The 17875-nt window shown below is 45.0% G+C and carries 14 protein-coding genes; 12 read left to right on the top strand and 2 right to left on the bottom strand.

Features of this window, described 5'->3' with window-relative positions:
• Positions 1–17 precede the first annotated feature (17 nt).
• A complete protein-coding gene (locus GPK58_RS05740) occupies positions 18–1292 on the bottom strand; it encodes a tRNA(Met) cytidine acetate ligase (protein WP_215638343.1) in 1275 nt (424 codons plus the stop codon).
• A 399-nt stretch (positions 1293–1691) separates the two neighbouring features.
• Here GPK58_RS05740 and pta point away from each other — a divergent pair, with 399 nt between their 5' ends.
• The 7 genes from pta to GPK58_RS05775 all read left to right on the top strand — a co-directional run bounded on the left by pta (position 1692) and on the right by GPK58_RS05775 (position 9093).
• Positions 1692–2699 (top strand): phosphate acetyltransferase, encoded by a 1008-nt coding sequence (gene pta / locus GPK58_RS05745; protein WP_015525244.1) that lies wholly within the window; start codon positions 1692–1694, stop codon positions 2697–2699.
• Between the two features lie 27 nt (positions 2700–2726).
• Positions 2727–3917: an acetate/propionate family kinase gene (locus GPK58_RS05750; protein ID WP_118369303.1), complete on the top strand. Its 1191-nt coding sequence runs from the start codon at positions 2727–2729 to the stop codon at positions 3915–3917.
• A gap of 251 nt (positions 3918–4168) precedes the next feature.
• Complete coding sequence (locus tag GPK58_RS05755) at positions 4169–4696, top strand: YceD family protein (RefSeq protein WP_021652543.1); 528 nt, start codon at positions 4169–4171, stop codon at positions 4694–4696.
• A gap of 3 nt (positions 4697–4699) precedes the next feature.
• Positions 4700–4882 carry a 50S ribosomal protein L32 gene (gene rpmF, locus GPK58_RS05760; RefSeq protein WP_015525241.1) on the top strand — a complete coding sequence of 61 codons (183 nt, stop codon included), beginning with the start codon at positions 4700–4702 and terminating at the stop codon, positions 4880–4882.
• Positions 4883–4978: 96 nt separating this feature from the next.
• Positions 4979–6346, top strand: a complete 1368-nt coding sequence (locus GPK58_RS05765; RefSeq protein ID WP_021652545.1) for an MATE family efflux transporter — start codon at positions 4979–4981, stop codon at positions 6344–6346.
• Between the two features lie 235 nt (positions 6347–6581).
• Positions 6582–7184: a hypothetical protein gene (locus GPK58_RS05770; RefSeq protein WP_129975058.1), complete on the top strand. Its 603-nt coding sequence runs from the start codon at positions 6582–6584 to the stop codon at positions 7182–7184.
• A gap of 40 nt (positions 7185–7224) precedes the next feature.
• On the top strand, positions 7225–9093 hold the full coding sequence (locus tag GPK58_RS05775) for a GHKL domain-containing protein (protein WP_173741176.1): 1869 nt from the start codon (positions 7225–7227) through the stop codon (positions 9091–9093).
• On the opposite strand, the gene GPK58_RS05780 is transcribed toward GPK58_RS05775, so the two are convergent.
• On the bottom strand, positions 9032–9760 hold the full coding sequence (locus GPK58_RS05780) for a LytR/AlgR family response regulator transcription factor (protein WP_114002550.1): 729 nt from the start codon (positions 9758–9760) through the stop codon (positions 9032–9034). The genes GPK58_RS05775 and GPK58_RS05780 overlap by 62 nt on opposite strands.
• Positions 9761–10215: 455 nt before the next feature.
• Between GPK58_RS05780 and GPK58_RS05785 the strand changes: the two genes are divergently transcribed.
• The 5 genes from GPK58_RS05785 (at position 10216) to smc (ending at position 17869) form a co-directional block, all read left to right on the top strand.
• Positions 10216–12051 (top strand): ABC-F family ATP-binding cassette domain-containing protein, encoded by a 1836-nt coding sequence (locus GPK58_RS05785; RefSeq protein ID WP_022427037.1) that lies wholly within the window; start codon positions 10216–10218, stop codon positions 12049–12051.
• 230 nt (positions 12052–12281) lie between these two features.
• The gene (plsX, locus tag GPK58_RS05790) at positions 12282–13328 is read left to right on the top strand and encodes a phosphate acyltransferase PlsX (protein ID WP_173739437.1); all 1047 of its coding nucleotides are present in this window, start codon (positions 12282–12284) and stop codon (positions 13326–13328) included.
• Positions 13329–13376: 48 nt separating this feature from the next.
• Positions 13377–13625: an acyl carrier protein gene (locus GPK58_RS05795; RefSeq protein WP_021652554.1), complete on the top strand. Its 249-nt coding sequence runs from the start codon at positions 13377–13379 to the stop codon at positions 13623–13625.
• Complete coding sequence (gene rnc / locus GPK58_RS05800) at positions 13615–14295, top strand: ribonuclease III (RefSeq protein ID WP_114002548.1); 681 nt, start codon at positions 13615–13617, stop codon at positions 14293–14295. The genes GPK58_RS05795 and rnc overlap by 11 nt, the downstream gene beginning before the upstream one ends.
• 13 nt (positions 14296–14308) lie before the next feature.
• Positions 14309–17869, top strand: coding sequence for a chromosome segregation protein SMC (smc, locus tag GPK58_RS05805; protein ID WP_173760451.1), 3561 nt, complete (start codon positions 14309–14311; stop codon positions 17867–17869).
• Positions 17870–17875: the final 6 nt, after the last annotated feature.

The following is a 17875-nucleotide window of genomic DNA, read 5'->3' on the forward strand; positions in this document are numbered from 1 at the left end:
TCAAGCCGCTGTGGATCTTAAATGATCCGCAGCGGCTTTTTCATCTCGTGGATGAAAGGCTGACCTGTTTTGTGGCAGAGAAGCATTTCGTAAAGATTGGAAGCCGCACAGGTTTCATTAAAAAGTCGAAGCGCAGTTTCATCGAGGATCGCAGATGCATCGGCGGCTTTGGTGATCAGCGGGATCGAGGAGTTTTTCTTGATCTGGCTGAGAAGCGGAGCGCTGTTTTTTTGAAAGCCAAGTACCCGGGCATAGGGAATGTGTCCGGGTGCTTTTGTTTTTTGGTCAAGAAAGATCCGGACAAGGCTGCGGCAGATAGCAGAACGGGTAATATCCCGTGTTTTCAAAAGATCCGCAAACTGGGAAAAACCTTCATATTGATTTCGGGATTTCAGGATACGCCGGATCAGTGCATCCGAAAGCTCCGGATACATTTTTAAAGTTTCTTCGGATTCCAGAAGCAGTTTGTAATGCAGAGGAAGATCCAGTGCTGAGTCAGAAAGCCATGCTCCTTTTTTGAGAGAATCCAGGAATCCGGGAAGGGAAGCAGAAGGGATCAACCGGGAAAGATCAGCAGACTGCACAGTTCCTTCGGATTTTTTCATAAGGCTCCGGATGCCGGAAGCAGAGGGAAATTCTTCGTCGGAAAGAAGAGAAAAATCCGTATCATGATAACCACTTCCCTTTCTTAAAAGTGCGTGAGGAAGGATACGGCTGTTAAGACGGAGAAGCGCTTTGCAGTATTCGATTCCCAGGATGTTATTGGGAGAAGAAAGAATGAGTTCAATATGTTCTGATGAAACGCCGAATGTGTTATGCACGGAAGTGGCTTTTTCTCGCATGTAACGGATCAAAGCACTGCTTCTTGCAGCAGGAAAACTCATTCCGGTACGAAGATTCTGCTGAAGGAGTTTGCGGTATTCAAACGGTTCCTTTACAAGAATCTGTGCAATATTCATAAGAGTCTCTGTATCTCCGCATTCACTTCCGAAACATAGCTCATCTACAACACCAAGCCCGTCAAGAAGGCTTACGCCACCTGCGGCAAATCCTTCCGCACTGGCCGTTGCTGTCTGTACCGGCATTTCCAGGATCAGATCGGCGCCTCCGAGAAGAGCCATCTCAGCCCGGAGATGTTTTTCCATAAGGGCAGGAGCCCCTCTTTGGACAAAATCCCCGCTCATGGCGATCACAATATAATCAGCACCAAGGATCTCCCGGGCATAGCGGATCTGGTATTCGTGACCTTTGTGAAATGGGTTATATTCTGCAATGATTCCAACAACTTTCATATAAAAAAGTACCTGCCATTTCTGAAAATTATAATGGTGCTATTTTAACATAAGCAATGTAAAAAGTTAAGCGGCATTCGAAATCTGTTTTGCTGCCATAAAACCGAATGTTGCTGTCCGCTCTGGGCCCGGCAACACCCTTTGTGAGATACAGAAATCACGCAAATTTATGATCATGCGCCGAAATCCTCGGGCTATCTGTGATTTTTATTCACAAAAAACACATCGCAGAACATTGTCGGTAAACAGTAACAATTGCACTTCAAAAAATACGCAGTATAGCCATTTTCTGACAATGAAACGCTTGAAAAGAAAAGGGTAAGGGGGTATAATAAACATAGTGTAGTGCCCGAACAGACACTAGCGTTTTTGTTACATCAAGAAAGGAGCCATTTAATCATGGGATTTGTTGAACTGCTTAAAAAAAGAGCAAAAGAAAGCGTAAAAACAATTGTACTGCCAGAGACAGAGGATATGAGAACTCTTGAGGCAACTGACAAGATTCTGAAAGAGGGAGTTGCAAAGATCATCCTCATCGGTAATGAGGAAGAGATCAACAAGAAAGCTGCAGAGGGCGGCTTTGATATTTCCGGTGCACAGATCGTAGATCCGGAGAAATCTGACAGAACTCAGGCATATATTGATAAATTTGTAGAGCTGAGAGCAAAGAAGGGAATGACACCTGAGAAAGCGAAAGAGATCCTTCATACTCAGTACCCATACTATGGCGTAATGATGGTTAAGATGGGGGATGCAGACGGTATGGTATCCGGTGCATGCCATTCTACAGCAGATACACTTCGTCCATGCCTTCAGATCCTGAAGACAAAACCGGGAACCAAGCTTGTATCCGCATTCTTCCTGATCGTTGTTCCGGATTGCGAGTATGGTGCAAACGGTGCATTCGTATTTGCTGATTCCGGTCTGAACCAGAACCCGACTCCGGATGAGCTTTCTGCGATCGCAGCATCTTCTGCTGAGTCCTTTAAGCTTCTTGTTCAGGAGGAGCCGATCGTAGCTATGCTTTCCCACTCCACTAAGGGAAGTGCAAAGCATCCTGACGTAGATAAAGTCGTAGAGGCTACAAGAATTGCCAAAGAGGAGCATCCGGAGCTTAAACTTGACGGAGAGTTCCAGCTTGATGCAGCTATCGTTCCAAGCGTAGGCGCATCCAAAGCACCGGGAAGCGAAGTAGCAGGTAAAGCTAATGTACTGGTATTCCCTGACCTTGATGCAGGTAACATCGGATACAAGCTTGCTCAGCGTCTTGGTAAAGCAGAAGCATACGGACCTGTTACACAGGGTATCGCAAAACCTGTAAACGACCTGTCTCGTGGATGCTCTGCAGATGATATCGTAGGTGTTGTAGCGATCACAGCAGTACAGTGCCAGGCAGAGGATAAATAATTATTAAAAGATCAGGAGAGTTAAATCATGAACGTATTAGTTATCAACTGTGGAAGTTCTTCATTAAAATATCAGTTAATCGATTCTGAGACAGAGAATGTACTTGCAAAGGGTCTCTGCGAGAGAATCGGTATTGACGGAAGACTGGTATACCAGAAAGCCGGATGTGACAAAGAGATCACAGAGGCAGCTATGCCAACACATAAAGAAGCGATCCAGATGGTACTGGATGCTCTTACAAACGATAAAACAGGTGCAATCGGAAGCCTTAAAGAGGTTAATGCGATTGGACATCGTGTCGTACACGGAGGCGAGAAATTTGCTTCTTCTGCAGTGATCACAGACGAGATGATCAAAGCAGTAGAAGAGTGCAATGACCTTGCACCGCTCCACAACCCGGCTAACCTCATTGGTATCCGTGTATGTGCAGAGCTTATGCCAGGCGTACCGCAGGTAGGCGTATTTGATACCGCTTTCCATCAGACAATGCCTGCTAAAGCATATCTCTATGGACTTCCGCTTGACTTCTACAAGAAATATAAAGTAAGAAGATACGGTTTCCACGGAACATCCCACAGCTTCGTATCCAAGAGAGCTGTTGATTTCCTTGGCCTTGACAAAGACAACTCCAAAGTTATCGTCTGCCACCTTGGAAACGGATCTTCCATCAGCGCAGTTGTAAATGGCAAATGTGTAGATACAACAATGGGTCTTACACCACTTGAAGGTGTTGTTATGGGAACTCGTTCCGGTAACATCGATCCGGCTATCATGGAGTTCATTGCTAAGAAAGAGAACCTGGACATTGAGGGCGTTATGAACGTACTCAACAAGAAATCTGGTCTTCTCGGACTTTCCGGCGGACTTTCCAGCGACTTCCGTGACCTCAACGAGGCAGCTGAAGGCGGAAACGAGGATGCAGCTAATGCCATCGACGTTCTCTGCTATGGCATCGCTAAATTCGTAGGCGGATATGTTGCAGCAATGAATGGTGTTGACGCGATCGTCTTCACAGCAGGTATCGGTGAGAATGCGATCCCGGTACGTGAGAAGGTTGTCAGCTATCTCGGATACCTTGGCGTAACACTTGACAAAGATGCTAACGGACATCGTGGCGAGGAAATCGTGATCTCCACACCGGATTCCAAGGTTAAGGTTGCAGTTATCCCGACAAACGAGGAGCTTGCAATCTGCCGTGAGACTGTAGCACTGGTATAATCAGCTGTTTCAGTACCGGTACAGAACCGTTCGGGCATGATCGGTAATCAGGCAGAATTATATATTACTGTGGATCAGCAGTATACATTCGGGGGGCGGACAATTAAAGGTCCACCCCCGTAATTTACCCCGAATTTCTGATTAAGCCAACAGTAATAAAAAATTAAAAAAATGTAATATTTTCCCGAAAATAACGTTGACAAATCACAAGACCATATGTATAATGGATTGAGTGTGGATAGGAGAGACTTATGCAGATTCATTTATTAGACATTTCTTCCTGTGATGGCAAGACGATCCAGGAATCAGTTATTCCTGAACTGGAGAAGATTGATTTTCAGATGGGAAGTTTTCCGGTACTTGCGAAGGAACCGGTAGAGCTTACGATCACCAATACCGGTGATAAGGTTCTTGAGCTTACAGGAACCGGTAAGATTACAGTGGGCATTCCCTGTGACCGCTGTCTTGAGACAGTAGCCGTCGAGATACCGCTGGAATTTAAGAAGAAGCTTGATATGAAGCTTTCTGATGAAGAGCGTGTCAATGATCTGGATGAAAGCAGCTATCTCACAGGTATGAACCTGGATGTGGACCGGTTGGTCTATCTTGAGGTATTGATATGCTGGCCTTTAAAGGTCTTATGTAAAGAAGACTGTAAAGGTATCTGCAGCCGCTGCGGGAAGAACCTAAACGAAGGTCCCTGCGGATGCAAGGAGGAGCCTAAGGATCCCCGCATGGCAGCTATCAGTGATATATTCAGTAAATTTAAGGAGGTGTAACCTATGTCCATTTGTCCTAAGAACAAATCTTCCAAAGCTAGACGTGACAAGAGAAGAGCGAACTGGAAAATGAGCGCTATGAACCTTGTTAAATGTAGCAAATGTGGAGCACTTATGATGCCACACAGAGTTTGCAAAGCTTGCGGAAGCTACAATAAGAAGGAAATCATCAAAGTTGAGGACTAATTTTAATTAGACAGTCAATATATGATGCGAAAAGAGTCTGGTATGCTGAGATAAGTATACCGGCTTTTTTTATACTCTGGGGGGAAATAAAAAAATATGAAACAGAACAAGAATCAGAAAAATACCGCCGTGAACCAGATCACAGAGGGTGTGATCTGGAAGCAGCTTCTGATATTCTTTTTTCCGATTTTGTTTGGAACTCTGTTCCAGCAGATCTACAATACTGCCGATACAGTTGTAGTAGGCCGCTTTGTGGGAAAAGAAGCATTGGCAGCAGTAGGAGGCTCATCCAGTATGATCGTGAATCTCATCGTAGGTTTTTTTGTAGGTTTATGTTCCGGTGCGTCTGTAGTGATTTCTCAGTTTTACGGAGCGAAAGACCACAAAAACCTTAAAAAAGCACTTCACACATCCATGATCTTCTGCCTGGCTGCCAGTATTATTGTGGGAACAGCAGGTTTTATCCTGGCTGAGCCGATCCTTCACCTGATGAAAACACCGGCAGAAGTAATACCGGATTCTGTGTTGTACCTGCATATCTATTTTGCGGGAACATTTTTTAATCTGGTCTATAATATGGTATCCAGTATCTTAAGAGCAGTGGGGGATTCCAAAAGACCGCTCTATGTGCTGATCATTACCTGTTTGTTGAATATTTTGCTGGATGTTGTATTTGTAGTGATCTTCCATATGGGAGTCCTCGGTGTTGCACTTGCAACAGTCAGCTGCCAGGCAGTCAGTGCCATCCTTGTAACCTGGTTCCTGATGCGCGCAGAGGATATTTATCGTCTGGAATTTCATGAGATTCGTTTTGATCTCCGGTCTTTGGGGGCAGTTCTCAGGATTGGACTTCCGGCAGGACTGGAATCGGTGATGTATAATATTGCCAATCTCACCATTCAGATTTTTGTCAATGAACTGGGGACTGACACAGTTGCAGCCTGGGGAACTATGGGAAAGATTGATGCGGTGTTCTGGATGGTATGCAATGCTTTTGCCATCTCAATTACCACCTTTGTGGGACAGAATTATGGTGCCGGAAAATACCACCGCATGCGAAAAAGTGTCCGCGTCTGTATGGTGATGGCATACATTTCGGCGTTTATTGTAAGCGGAGCACTTATTCTGTTCGCAAATCCGATCTACCATTTGTTTACAACAGATCAGGTGGTTGTAGACATTGGGGTGCATATGATCCGTTTCCTGATTCCGTCCTATGCTATTTATGTTGTGATCGGAATTCTTTCCGGAGCGCTGCGTGGTGCCGGAAGAGTACTGGTTCCTATGATTTTGACCTGTGGAGGAGTCTGTCTTTTACGTATCATCTGGTTGTTTGCTTTTGTAAGATCTCATCCGGGGATCGACAGTATCATGCTCAGTTATCCGGTGTCCTGGATAATTACTGCGGTACTGTTTGTCATCTATTATTTTCGGCGATTTCCAGGTATGCAGAAAAAGAAATAACGATATATGAAAAGGTGCTGATTCTGTGCAATAGCAGTGATCAGCACCTTTGTTTTGTTCGAAAGATGTCGATTTATTACGTATAGATTTGATTGCCTGAAAGCTGAAAAAGAGGTATTCTGGATGCAGATAGATGAAACATATGTAATGGGGATGACCAGATATGTATAATCTGCAAAAAACAATACGATATGGTTTTTGGTTGATACTTGAAGTTATTGCGCTGTGTGTCGGTATGATTTATAGCACGAGGACTGTACGGGCTGAACCTGAAGTACAGCAGCCGGCCAGAAAAGTAACAGAAGTTGTTACTGAAAAATGGACTGTGATCAGTGGAAAACGTCTGGATCTTATCCTGAAATATATGGGAGATATAAATTTTGAAAAAGAAGGAATCAGTCTTCGTATCCCTGCTTCTGTGGCACAAAGCTGGAAGGTAGCAGAGAATGGTACAATACAGGCACTGGTACAAAAGGTTTCCAATCATTCATATGAAATAAAGATCTATAAAGGCACTCAGAAGATCACGGATATTCCGGGGAGCCGGATCATGATACCGGTAAAAGAGATGTTTCCCAACGGAGATCCGGAAACTATGGAAATTACGGATTCCCGAGGAAGAAAACTAAAGACATTCCTGGATAAAAAGCAGGATCTTCTGATCGTTGACACGGACGAGACAGGAATCTTCTGCGTAAGAGGTCGGAAAATAGATGATATAGAAGAGAATCCTTTTGCAGTGGCAGTCCTGACGACAGCAACAATGATAACAGTGCTGATCGTAGGAATCCGAAGCAGATCCGGAAAGCGAGGTGACAGTCATAAAGGAGAAAAGTAGGCAATGGACCCTGATCTTTGGACTTACTGTGGTGTTATCTATGACTGCTTTTTTTATGATGTATCTCATAAATAATGAATATACAGCGAAAGGCGAGCAGCCCATTCAGGGAATCCTTTGTCTGGATGATAAAGATGCGGCGGCAAAGCTACATTATCTTGCCAGGGAATGGCAATATTTTCCGGGAAAGCTGCTTACACCTGAGATGCTGAAAAAGGATCCAGGATATTACAGTTGTTATATTTCGATCGGAGAACGTAATGAAATGGAACTGGGGAATAAAGAGGCTTCTACGTATGGATGTGGGACATACCGGATGTTTCTGATCCTGCCCGAAGAGGAAAAAATCTGGGCGATATCTATGGCGGAGGTTTTTTCCGCATACCGAATCTATATCAATGGAGAACTGGCCGGGGAAGTGGGGGATCCTGACGAAAAAACCTATATGGACCGGGTCATGAACCGTGTTTTTACGTTTCAGGGATCCGGGGTTGTAGAGATTGTCATAGCAGTAGCAGACAAAAGCCATATCAGATCCGGAATCCAGGCTATTCCGGTTTTGGGATCTCCGGTCCGTGTAAGCATACAGAGAGGACTGCGGGTACTCGGAAGCGGCTGTGCCATTGCGTTCTGTATCTGTATCATGTTTGGGACTCTTATGGTACATGTCAGAACCAGGACAAAAGAATTTGCTATTTTTAATCTGGTCTGTCTCTGTGTGGCAGGATATTCGTTATGCTCCCTGGTACAAAATTTTTTTCTTCTTCCCACGAGGCCCTGGTATGCCCTGGAAACTATGATCTATTATCTGATCCTTTCCTGCATGATCCGGCTTGAGGATTGTATTATAGGAAAAAAAAGGGGCATATATCTGTTTCTTTTGATCGATCTCTGGATCGTAGTAGCTTTCTTTCTGGAGATTTTTGCGGATATACTTCCTTCAGCCAGGCTTCTTTATGATGTTGTCTGGATCAGTGAGGCAGTCAAATGGGTGGCAGCGATCTATATGCTGCTCAATACTTTTGGAGAAACAGATTGCAGATATGGAAAGATCGTTTTGGTGGGAACAACGATTTATGCCTGTTCCCTTGTGGCAGATCGGATAGGGTATCTTTATGAGCCGATTTTGGGAGGAGGTTTCCCGGAGACAGGTGGGCTGATACTGACAGCTGCGTTTGGCTGTGTTCTGTGGAGAGACCTGTCAGAAGCATATAAGATCCGTCTGACTTATGAGGTATACAGTCATCAGACTGAACTTCGTCTCCTTGCCCAGAAAAATCATTACGACCGATTAAAAGAACAGATGGAAGAAACCAGCCGTGTCCGTCATGATATGCGTCAGCACCTTCGTGTTCTGTCTGCATTACTGGAACGTGAGCAGTATGGAGAAATGCAGAAATACCTTTGCCGGTATACCCGTGAATTTCAGGAACGTTTGCCCTATCATTCTTACTGTAAAAATCAGGTTGCCGATGCGATCTTACATTATTATGAAGAACTATGCAGAAAAAACGGGATCGTTTTTCAGTGTCAGGTAGAAGCACCGGAAAAAACAGGGATCCAGGATACAGATTTTTGTCGTCTCTTTGGAAATCTTCTGGAAAATGCCATAGAAGCGGCACAGCTTTGTCCGAAAGGCAGTTCCAGATTTGTCCGTGTACAGATACGTACCAGAAGTAATAAACTTCTTATAAAAGAAGAGAACAGCTGTACAGATCCCTTACGCAGAAATAAAACAGGATTTTTTTCAGGTAAGCATTCCGGACAGGGGATCGGAACTGCGTCGATCATGGAAATTGCAGCACGTTATGGAGGATTTGCGGATTTTCAGTCTGAAAATGGCATTTTCAAAGCTGAGATATTTCTTCATCTGACGCAAAGAGATACTGAAGATAGGCTTTACGGATAGCAGAAGAGCCACGTTTCCGGATCTGGACGACCTCTCCGTTGTCCAGAAGGAAGCCTTCTTCAGAAGCTTCCTGTATACGATCCATATTAACGACACAGCCACGATAACAGGAGAGAAAATTAGGACAGTCCCGGATCTGCTCCTCAAATTTGTGAAAGGTAAGATAAGAACGGACCGGACCGGCGTCGGTATGAAGGCACACTGCATTTCGGAATGTATCTGCATATAAAATACTGCGCAGAGGGACCCGGATGGGAACCCGGTCAGAAACGACTTCAATGTAACGGGATGCCAGTAAATGCCTGGATTGAAAGGAATCCAGAATGGAACAGAGTTTTTCTGGCTGAAATGGTTTCAGAAGATAATAGGAGGCTCCTACATCATAGCTTTCCACAGCAAAATCACTGCTGGTAGTGACAAAAACAAGGATGCAGTTATCGGACTGTCTTCGGATCCTGCGCGCAGCTTCCATACCTGTCATTCCGTCCATATAAATATCCAGGAACAGGATCTGAAATTTTCCGGGCTGATAATCTTCAAAAAATTCTTCTGCGCTGAAAAAATGACAGATTTCTGCCCGGATCTGTTTTTTCTCAAAATAGGAAACAGCGATATTCTTCAGGGCTTCTGCATCCGTTGAGATGTCATCAATAATTGCAATATTCAAAATAATATAACCTCCGGTTTATAAAAGAGTAGTAAAAATAGTATATCATAACTTTTATGTATATCCAATATCGGATTTTAGCCTGAAATGACGTATTGTGTAGAAAATTATCAGGAATGAACGTGCTTTTAGCAGATATTTAACATAAAAATGTCATATTTCATGGAAACTGTCGTTTTGTCACAGGTCTGTTGTCATTTCCTGATAATTTTTTTACAATAGCGTCAAAAGATACGAAAGGCGGTGGATATACGAAAAATAAGGGCAGCAGCTGGCGACACCAGAAACTGTTGACCAAGATCCAGATAAAAAACAATCCCCCAAGAGGGCTGTACTTCTAGATTTGAGGTACAGCCCTTTCCCCTGTCATAACAGTGATTCTTGACGGAATCGTGGAAATTCGCTATCATGGAAATGATTTTTATATACTTTGGAAGAAAACGGAGAAAATGCGCATGAACATTCTTAATATAGAACATATCCACAAAATTTTTGGAGATAAGGTGATATTTGATGATATCTCCTGCGGCATCGATCAGGGAGAAAAAATAGGTATCATCGGTGTAAACGGAACCGGTAAAACTACTTTGCTCCGCGTGATCGCTGGAGAGGAAGAACCGGACGAAGGGCAGGTGATCACCCAGAACGGGATCCGGATCAGCTGGCTTCCCCAGACTCCGGAATTTCCGCAGCATATGACCATTCTGGACTATGTGGCAGAAGGCAAATGGCAGAAGGACTGGAGTACCGAAAGTGAGGCCAGACGCATGCTGAATACACTTGGTATTACCGATCAGAATATCAATATGGATAATCTTTCCGGTGGTGAAAAGAAAAGAGTGGCGCTGGCAAGGATGCTTTTAAATCCGGCTGACATTCTGATCCTGGATGAGCCTACCAACCATCTGGACGGAGAAATGGTCATATGGCTGGAAGATTTTCTCCGGAATTTTCGTGGGACGGTGATCATGGTCACTCATGACCGTTATTTCCTGGATCGTGTGGCAAACCGGATCCTGGAGATCAGCCACGGAAAATTATATTCCTATGCAGGAGATTATTCCAGATTTCTGGAGCTGAAAGCGCAGAGAGAGGAAATGGAGCTTGCCAGTGACCGGAAGCGCCGCAGTGTACTTCGGATGGAACTGGAATGGGCAGCAAGAGGCTGTCGTGCCAGAAGTACAAAACAGAGAGCAAGGCTTGACCGTTTGGAAGCACTGAAGGCGGGAAAAACCCCGCTGAAAGAGCAGAATGTGGAAATGGATTCCATTGAGACCCGTATGGGAAAGAAAACCATAGAGTTTCATCATGTAAGTAAAACCATCGAAGGTCGTCTTTTGATCAATGATTTTGATCATATTGTTCTTCGTGATCAGCGTCTCGGGATCATCGGGCCAAATGGCTGCGGTAAGTCCACACTTCTTAAAATGGCAGATGGACTGATCTTGCCGGATTCCGGAGAGATTCAGATCGGAGAAACGATCCGTATCGGGTATCTTGCACAAAACGTTCCGGATATGGATGGAAGACAGCGAGTGATTGATTATATCCGTGAGGTGGCGGAATATGTTCCGACAAAAGAAGGAAGGATCACAGCTTCCCAGATGCTTGAGAGATTTCTTTTTGATCCGGCCATGCAGTACACCCCGGTGGAGAAGCTTTCCGGAGGTGAGAAGCGAAGACTGTATCTTTTGAAGGTTCTGATGGAGGCGCCAAATGTTCTTCTTCTTGATGAGCCCGGAAATGATCTTGATATTCCCACCATGACCATTCTTGAGGACTATCTGGATTCTTTTTCCGGCATCGTGATCACAGTGTCCCATGACCGCTATTTCCTGGATAATGTGGTGAACCGTATTATGGCATTTGAGGGAGATGGCCGGCTTGTCCAGTATGAGGGCGGTTATACGGATTATCTGGAAGCAAAGGAAAGAAAGGGACAGTCTCTGGAAACGCGTTCAGATATGAATGGCGGTACAGTACAGGGAGAAACAGCTGAGCCTGAGAAAAAGAAATCCGCTGCAGATACCTGGAAACAGAACCGGAAACAGAAACTGAAATTCACCTATAAAGAACAGAAAGAATTTGACACTATTGACGATGACATCGCAGCATTGGAAGAACGTCTGGAGCAGATCGACAAAGAGATGGCTGCCAATGCCACAAATGCGGGAAAACTCAGGGAGCTTTCCGACGAGCAGCAGGAAATCCAGCAGAAGCTGGATGAAAAAATGGATCGCTGGGTATATTTAAATGATCTTGCAGAACAGATTGAAAATCAGAAAGAGTAAAAGATATTGACTTCTCAGGCAAAACTCTAGTATCATAAATAACGGTACGTTAACCGGATAAACTGCGAAGCAGTTATTCGGTTATGAGTAGGTAGCGAATGCGGATTTCGAATATCCGCTTAACTTTTGGTACTCTGCAATGAAAATCCTTATACGGATGTGTATGAGGATTTTCACTACAGTGTACCATATGCATTCCGAAAAGATTTCGGACAGAGAAAGGACAACATATGTCAGAAATGGTAAAAGTCGTTGTAGATGCAATGGGTGGTGACAATGCTCCCGAGGAACCGGTAAAAGCCGCAGTGGAAGCTGTGAAAGAAAAAGAGAACATCCAGGTTATCCTTACAGGAGTACAGGATGTGATCGAAGCAGAGCTTCGGAAATACCCGGATTATCCTAAGGACAGGATTCGTGTGGTGCATGCGTCTCAGGTGATCGAGACTGCGGAACCTCCGGTCATGGCTATCCAGAAAAAGAAAGATTCCTCTATTGTAGTGGGATTAAATCTTGTAAAAAAACAGGAGGCCGATGCCTTTGTTTCCTCCGGAAGCACCGGTGCGGTACTGGTAGGAGGCCAGGTGATCGTAGGCAGGATCAAAGGGATCCGGAGACCACCTCTTGCTCCGCTGATCCCTACGGCAAAGGGCGTTTCCCTTCTGATCGACTGTGGTGCCAATGTAGATGCGAGACCAGATCATCTGGTACAGTTTGCGCAGATGGGTTCCATCTATATGGAAAATGTAGTGGGTATTAAGAAACCGAGAGTTGCTATTGTTAATAACGGTGCTGAGGAAGAAAAGGGCAATGCGCTGGTAAAGGCTACCTTCCCTCTGTTAAAAGCATGTAAGGATATTAATTTCATCGGAAGTATTGAGGCGAGAGATATCCCGTCAGGTTATGCAGATGTAGTAGTGTGTGAAGCTTTTGTAGGAAATGTGATCCTCAAGCTTTATGAAGGTGTTGGAGCTACTTTGATATCTATGATCAAAAAAGGTATGATGACAAACATTCGCAGTAAAATGGGAGCTCTGATGGTAAAACCTGCTCTTAAGGAAACCTTAAAATCATTTGATGCCAGTGAATATGGCGGAGCACCGCTTCTTGGTCTGAAAGGTCTTGTGGTCAAAAGCCACGGAAGTGCCAGAAGCGTAGAAATCCGTCATGCGATCTTTCAGTGCGAGCAGTTTAAGGAAGAGAAGATCAATGAAAAGATCGAGGAGTTTATAGCAGCTGAGCAGAAAGCACAGGCGGAAGAAAAAAGCGAAAAAAAATAAAACCGGGATTGCCGGAAATATTACAGACAGAACAGGAGGCGAACAGTCGTGGAACTGGAAATGCTGAAGACCATCATCGAAAAAACTCTGGGAAGAAATATGGATGCCATTACAGAAAAAACTACCTTTGTGGATGATCTGGGAGTGGATTCTCTGGATTTTTTTCAGATTCTTATTGATCTGGAGGAAACTTTTGATGTTCGTATCGCCCCGGAGGAAGCCGAGGAGATCGTTACTGTCGGCGATGCAGTGGAGACTCTTCGCCGGGTAACGAAGGGAAGAAGAAATGGAAAATAATTTAAAAAAGCTGGAGCAGACTATCGGATACCAGTTTACCGCAAAATCTTTACTGGAGCAGGCAATGACACACAGCTCCTATGCCAACGAAAAACACCTTGGAAAGCTTGGATGCAATGAGCGTCTGGAGTTTCTTGGAGATGCGGTGCTGGAGCTGATCAGCAGTGATTTCCTGTACAAAAAATTCCGGAATAATCAGGAAGGTGAGTTGACCAAGAAACGTGCCAGCATGGTATGTGAAAAGAGTCTTGCCTACTGTGCAAGAGAATTCGGGCTTCCGGAGTTTATCCTCCTTGGAAGAGGTGAGGAAATGATGGGCGGTCGTAAAAGAGATTCCATCGTTTCTGATGCCCTGGAATCTCTGATTGGGGCTATGTATCTGGACGGTGGATTTGAACCGGCACAGGCTTTTGTTATGAAATTTATCCTGAACGATCTGGAGGATAAGAGGATTTTTTATGACAGCAAGACAGTGCTTCAGGAAATGGTACAGGAAGGCGGAAATCATCCGGTGGAATATCGTCTTCTGAAAGAAGAGGGACCGGACCACAGCAAGAGCTTTACTGTGGAGGCACTGATCAATGGAAAAAGTATGGGAACCGGAACCGGCCATACAAAAAAGGCAGCAGAACAGGCTGCAGCCCTAGAGGTAATACGCAGTATAAAATAACAGCAGGTGGCCAATGTATCTGAAAAATATAGAGGTGCAGGGATTTAAATCCTTTGCACAGAAAATAAATTTTGAATTTCATAACGGGATCACCGGCATCGTAGGACCTAACGGCAGCGGAAAAAGTAATGTTGGCGATGCAGTCCGCTGGGTTCTGGGAGAACAGAGCGCCAAGCAGCTTCGAGGCGGGAATATGCAGGATGTTATCTTTTCAGGAACGGAGCTTCGCAAGCCTCTGAGCTTTGCGTCCGTGGCTATTACACTTGATAACAGTGATCACAAGCTCCCGGTGGATTTTGAAGAAGTAACCGTTACCAGAAGACTGTATCGTTCCGGTGAGAGCGAATACCGCATCAACGGCAGCTCCTGTCGTTTAAAGGACATCAATGAGATGTTCTATGATACCGGTATCGGAAAAGAAGGATATTCCATCATCGGACAGGGTCAGATCGATAAGATCTTAAGTGGAAAACCCGAAGAACGCCGAGAGCTTTTTGACGAGGCAGCCGGGATCGTCAAATTTAAAAGACGAAAAAATACCACACTGAAGAAGCTTGAGGAAGAACAACAGAATCTGGTCCGTGTCACGGACATCTTAAGTGAGCTGACCAAGCAGCTGGAACCGCTGGAACGTCAGTCTGAGACTGCAAAAATATATCTGGCAAAAAGAGAAAATCTGAAAGAGCTGGATATAAATATGTTCCTCCTGGAATATGAACACACCGGAAATCTGATCCGCGAGCTGGAAGAAAAAACCAGGATCGCAGAAAATCAGTTAAAAGAAGCCCAGAATGCTCATAGTCGTACCAAGGATGAATATGAACGTCTGGAAAAAATACTGGAAGAGCTGAATGAGCGGATGGAGGCGTTGCGGGAAGAAAGCCGGGATCGTGCTATCCGTAAACAACAGCTGTCCGGTGAGATCAATGTTCTTCATGAACAGATCCTGGCAGGAGAGCAGAATGACAGTCATTATCGCAGCCGTCTTTTAGCAGTTCAGGAAGATACGGAGAAAAAATCTGCAGACCAGGAAGCTCTGGAAGAGCAAAAAGCAGATCTTCAGGCAAATTTACGGGAGATCGACAGAAAACTTGCTGACGAGCAGAAAAAAATGGACAATATCCAGAGCAGTATCGAAGAATGCACCCAGGCAGTGGAAGATGGTAAGAATGAGATCATTGAGATCCTTAATTCCCGTGCAAACACCAAAGGTAAGGCACAGCGTTTTGATGCCATGAAGGAGCAGCTGGATATCCGGAAAGCCGGGATCAGTCAGAGGATCCTTTCCCTGAAAACCCAGGAAGAGGAGCAGCAGTCAGCGATCGATCAGGCACAGAAGGAATACGACACTATCACGAAGGCCATTCAGGAAACCAGAGAAGAAGGCAGCCGTCTTACAAAAGAGATACATGCCATCCAGGAAACCCTTAAACAGCAGAATACACAGCTGGAAAAGGAACAGACGTCCTATCATAGAGAGGCATCCAGACTGGAATCCCTCCGCAATATCACAGAACGTTATGATGGATATGGAAACAGTATCCGCCGTGTCATGGAACAGAAGAATCATGTTCCTGGGATCCGTGGCGTAGTGGCGGATATCATTCACGTTGAAAAAAATTATGAGATCGCTATTGAGACAGCTCTTGGAGGAAGTATTCAGAATATCGTTACGGATAACGAGCAGACTGCTAAGCAGATGATCGAATTCCTGAAGAAAAACCGGTATGGTCGTGCGACTTTTCTCCCGTTAAACAGCATTTCTTCAAGAGGCGAGTTTAATCAGAGAGGTGCTTTGAACGAACCGGGAGCTATTGGTCTTGCCAGTGGTCTGGTAACTGCAGAGAAGGAATATGACGGTCTGATCGGGTATCTTCTTGGCAGAGTGCTGGTGGTGGATCATATCGATCATGCTATTGCCATTGCCAGAAAATACCGACACAGTATCCGTATGGTAACGTTGGAGGGAGAATCCTTAAGTCCAGGCGGTTCCATGACCGGTGGAGCTTTTAAGAACAACAGCAATCTTCTTGGGCGTCGTCGTGAGATCGAGGAACTGGAAAAGAAGGTAAAAGAGCTGGCAGCCGGGTATCATGAGATCCGACAGTCCATGGAAGATAACCGCAGCAGAAGAAATGAGATGCGTGATACTGTGGCGGCGCTGCAGCAGAAATTTCAGGAACAATCCATTCAGCAGAATACAGCCAGGTTGAACATTGAACAGCTGGAGAAAAAAGCGGAGGAGATCCGCGGCGGTTATACCAGGATCGAGAGGGAGCAGGAGGAGATCCGTCTTCAGGCAAGAGACATGCAGGCAGATAACATAAAGATCACGCAGGAACTTGAAGCATCCAAAAGGGATGAGGAAGAGCTGGAAACGTTTATCGAGACCCGGCAGAAGGAGCTGGAGGACTGGAAAAAGGACGAAGCGGAGACTTCAGAGAAGCTGGAAAGGATCCGTCTTGACGCATCTGCATCCCAGCAGAAGGAAAACTTCATAAAGGAAAATCTGCGGCGTCTGAAAGAGGAGATCGAAGTTCTTTCGAAAGAGAGGGAAGAAATTCTGGATTCTCTGGAAAAGGGCAGCCAGGAAACTGCAGAAAAGAGAAAGACGATCGACAAGGTCCGTAAGGAGATCGAAGGCTTTGCCGCAAAAGAAGAGGCGGCTGCAAAACAGCTGGAAAAATGGCAGCAGGAAAAGGAAGAACGCACAAAAAGCCATAAGGAGTTTTTTGAAAAGCGTGATGAGCTGTCTGGCCAGATCAGTCTTCTGGACAAAGAATGCTTCCGACTGAAGACTCAGGCAGAAAAGATCGAAGAGAACCGGGAAGCAAGGATTTCCTATATGTGGGAAGAATACGAGATCACTCCGAATAATGCCTTGCAGTACAGGAAAGAAGAAATGAATGACAGGCATGTGATGAAGCAGCAGATCCATAAATTAAAGGACGAGATCCGAGCTCTTGGCTCTGTCAACGTCAATGCCATTGAGGATTACAAAGAACTTCTGGAACGGCATACGTTCTTAAGCGGTCAGTACAACGATCTTTTGGAAGCGGAAAAAACGCTGGAACAGATCATCCAGGAGTTGGATGAGGGCATGCGGAAGCAGTTTAGCGAAAAATTCGGAGAGATCCAGAAAGAATTTGATAAAGCCTTCAAAGAACTGTTCGGCGGAGGCCGGGGAACTCTGGAACTTGCGGAAGACGAGGATATCCTTGAGGCAGGGATCCGGATCATTTCCCAGCCGCCCGGAAAAAAACTTCAGAACATGATGCAGCTTTCCGGTGGAGAAAAAGCACTGACAGCCATTGCACTTCTTTTTGCTATCCAGAATCTGAAGCCTTCACCATTCTGTCTTCTGGATGAGATCGAGGCTGCACTGGATGATTCCAATGTAGGACGTTTTGCGGGATATCTTCAGAAGTTGACGAAGAACACACAATTTATTATAATAACACATAGACGTGGTACCATGAATGCAGCAGACAGGCTTTATGGAATTACCATGCAGGAAAAAGGGGTATCCACGCTGGTATCCGTAGATTTAGTAGAGAACCAGCTTACCCAGTAGCAGAGG

Origin of the sequence: Blautia sp. MCC270, assembly GCF_018785605.1 — a bacterium.
In the GTDB taxonomy this organism is placed as follows: domain Bacteria; phylum Bacillota; class Clostridia; order Lachnospirales; family Lachnospiraceae; genus Blautia_A; species Blautia_A fusiformis.

Coding starts and splice junctions, on each gene's coding strand:
- GPK58_RS05740 (WP_215638343.1), bottom strand. CDS start 1,292: ATGAAAGTTGTTGGAATCATTGCAGAATATAACCCATTTCACAAAGGT.
- pta (WP_015525244.1), top strand. CDS start 1,692: ATGGGATTTGTTGAACTGCTTAAAAAAAGAGCAAAAGAAAGCGTAAAA.
- GPK58_RS05750 (WP_118369303.1), top strand. CDS start 2,727: ATGAACGTATTAGTTATCAACTGTGGAAGTTCTTCATTAAAATATCAG.
- GPK58_RS05755 (WP_021652543.1), top strand. CDS start 4,169: ATGCAGATTCATTTATTAGACATTTCTTCCTGTGATGGCAAGACGATC.
- rpmF (WP_015525241.1), top strand. CDS start 4,700: ATGTCCATTTGTCCTAAGAACAAATCTTCCAAAGCTAGACGTGACAAG.
- GPK58_RS05765 (WP_021652545.1), top strand. CDS start 4,979: ATGAAACAGAACAAGAATCAGAAAAATACCGCCGTGAACCAGATCACA.
- GPK58_RS05770 (WP_129975058.1), top strand. CDS start 6,582: ATGATTTATAGCACGAGGACTGTACGGGCTGAACCTGAAGTACAGCAG.
- GPK58_RS05775 (WP_173741176.1), top strand. CDS start 7,225: ATGACTGCTTTTTTTATGATGTATCTCATAAATAATGAATATACAGCG.
- GPK58_RS05785 (WP_022427037.1), top strand. CDS start 10,216: ATGAACATTCTTAATATAGAACATATCCACAAAATTTTTGGAGATAAG.
- plsX (WP_173739437.1), top strand. CDS start 12,282: ATGTCAGAAATGGTAAAAGTCGTTGTAGATGCAATGGGTGGTGACAAT.
- rnc (WP_114002548.1), top strand. CDS start 13,615: ATGGAAAATAATTTAAAAAAGCTGGAGCAGACTATCGGATACCAGTTT.
- smc (WP_173760451.1), top strand. CDS start 14,309: ATGTATCTGAAAAATATAGAGGTGCAGGGATTTAAATCCTTTGCACAG.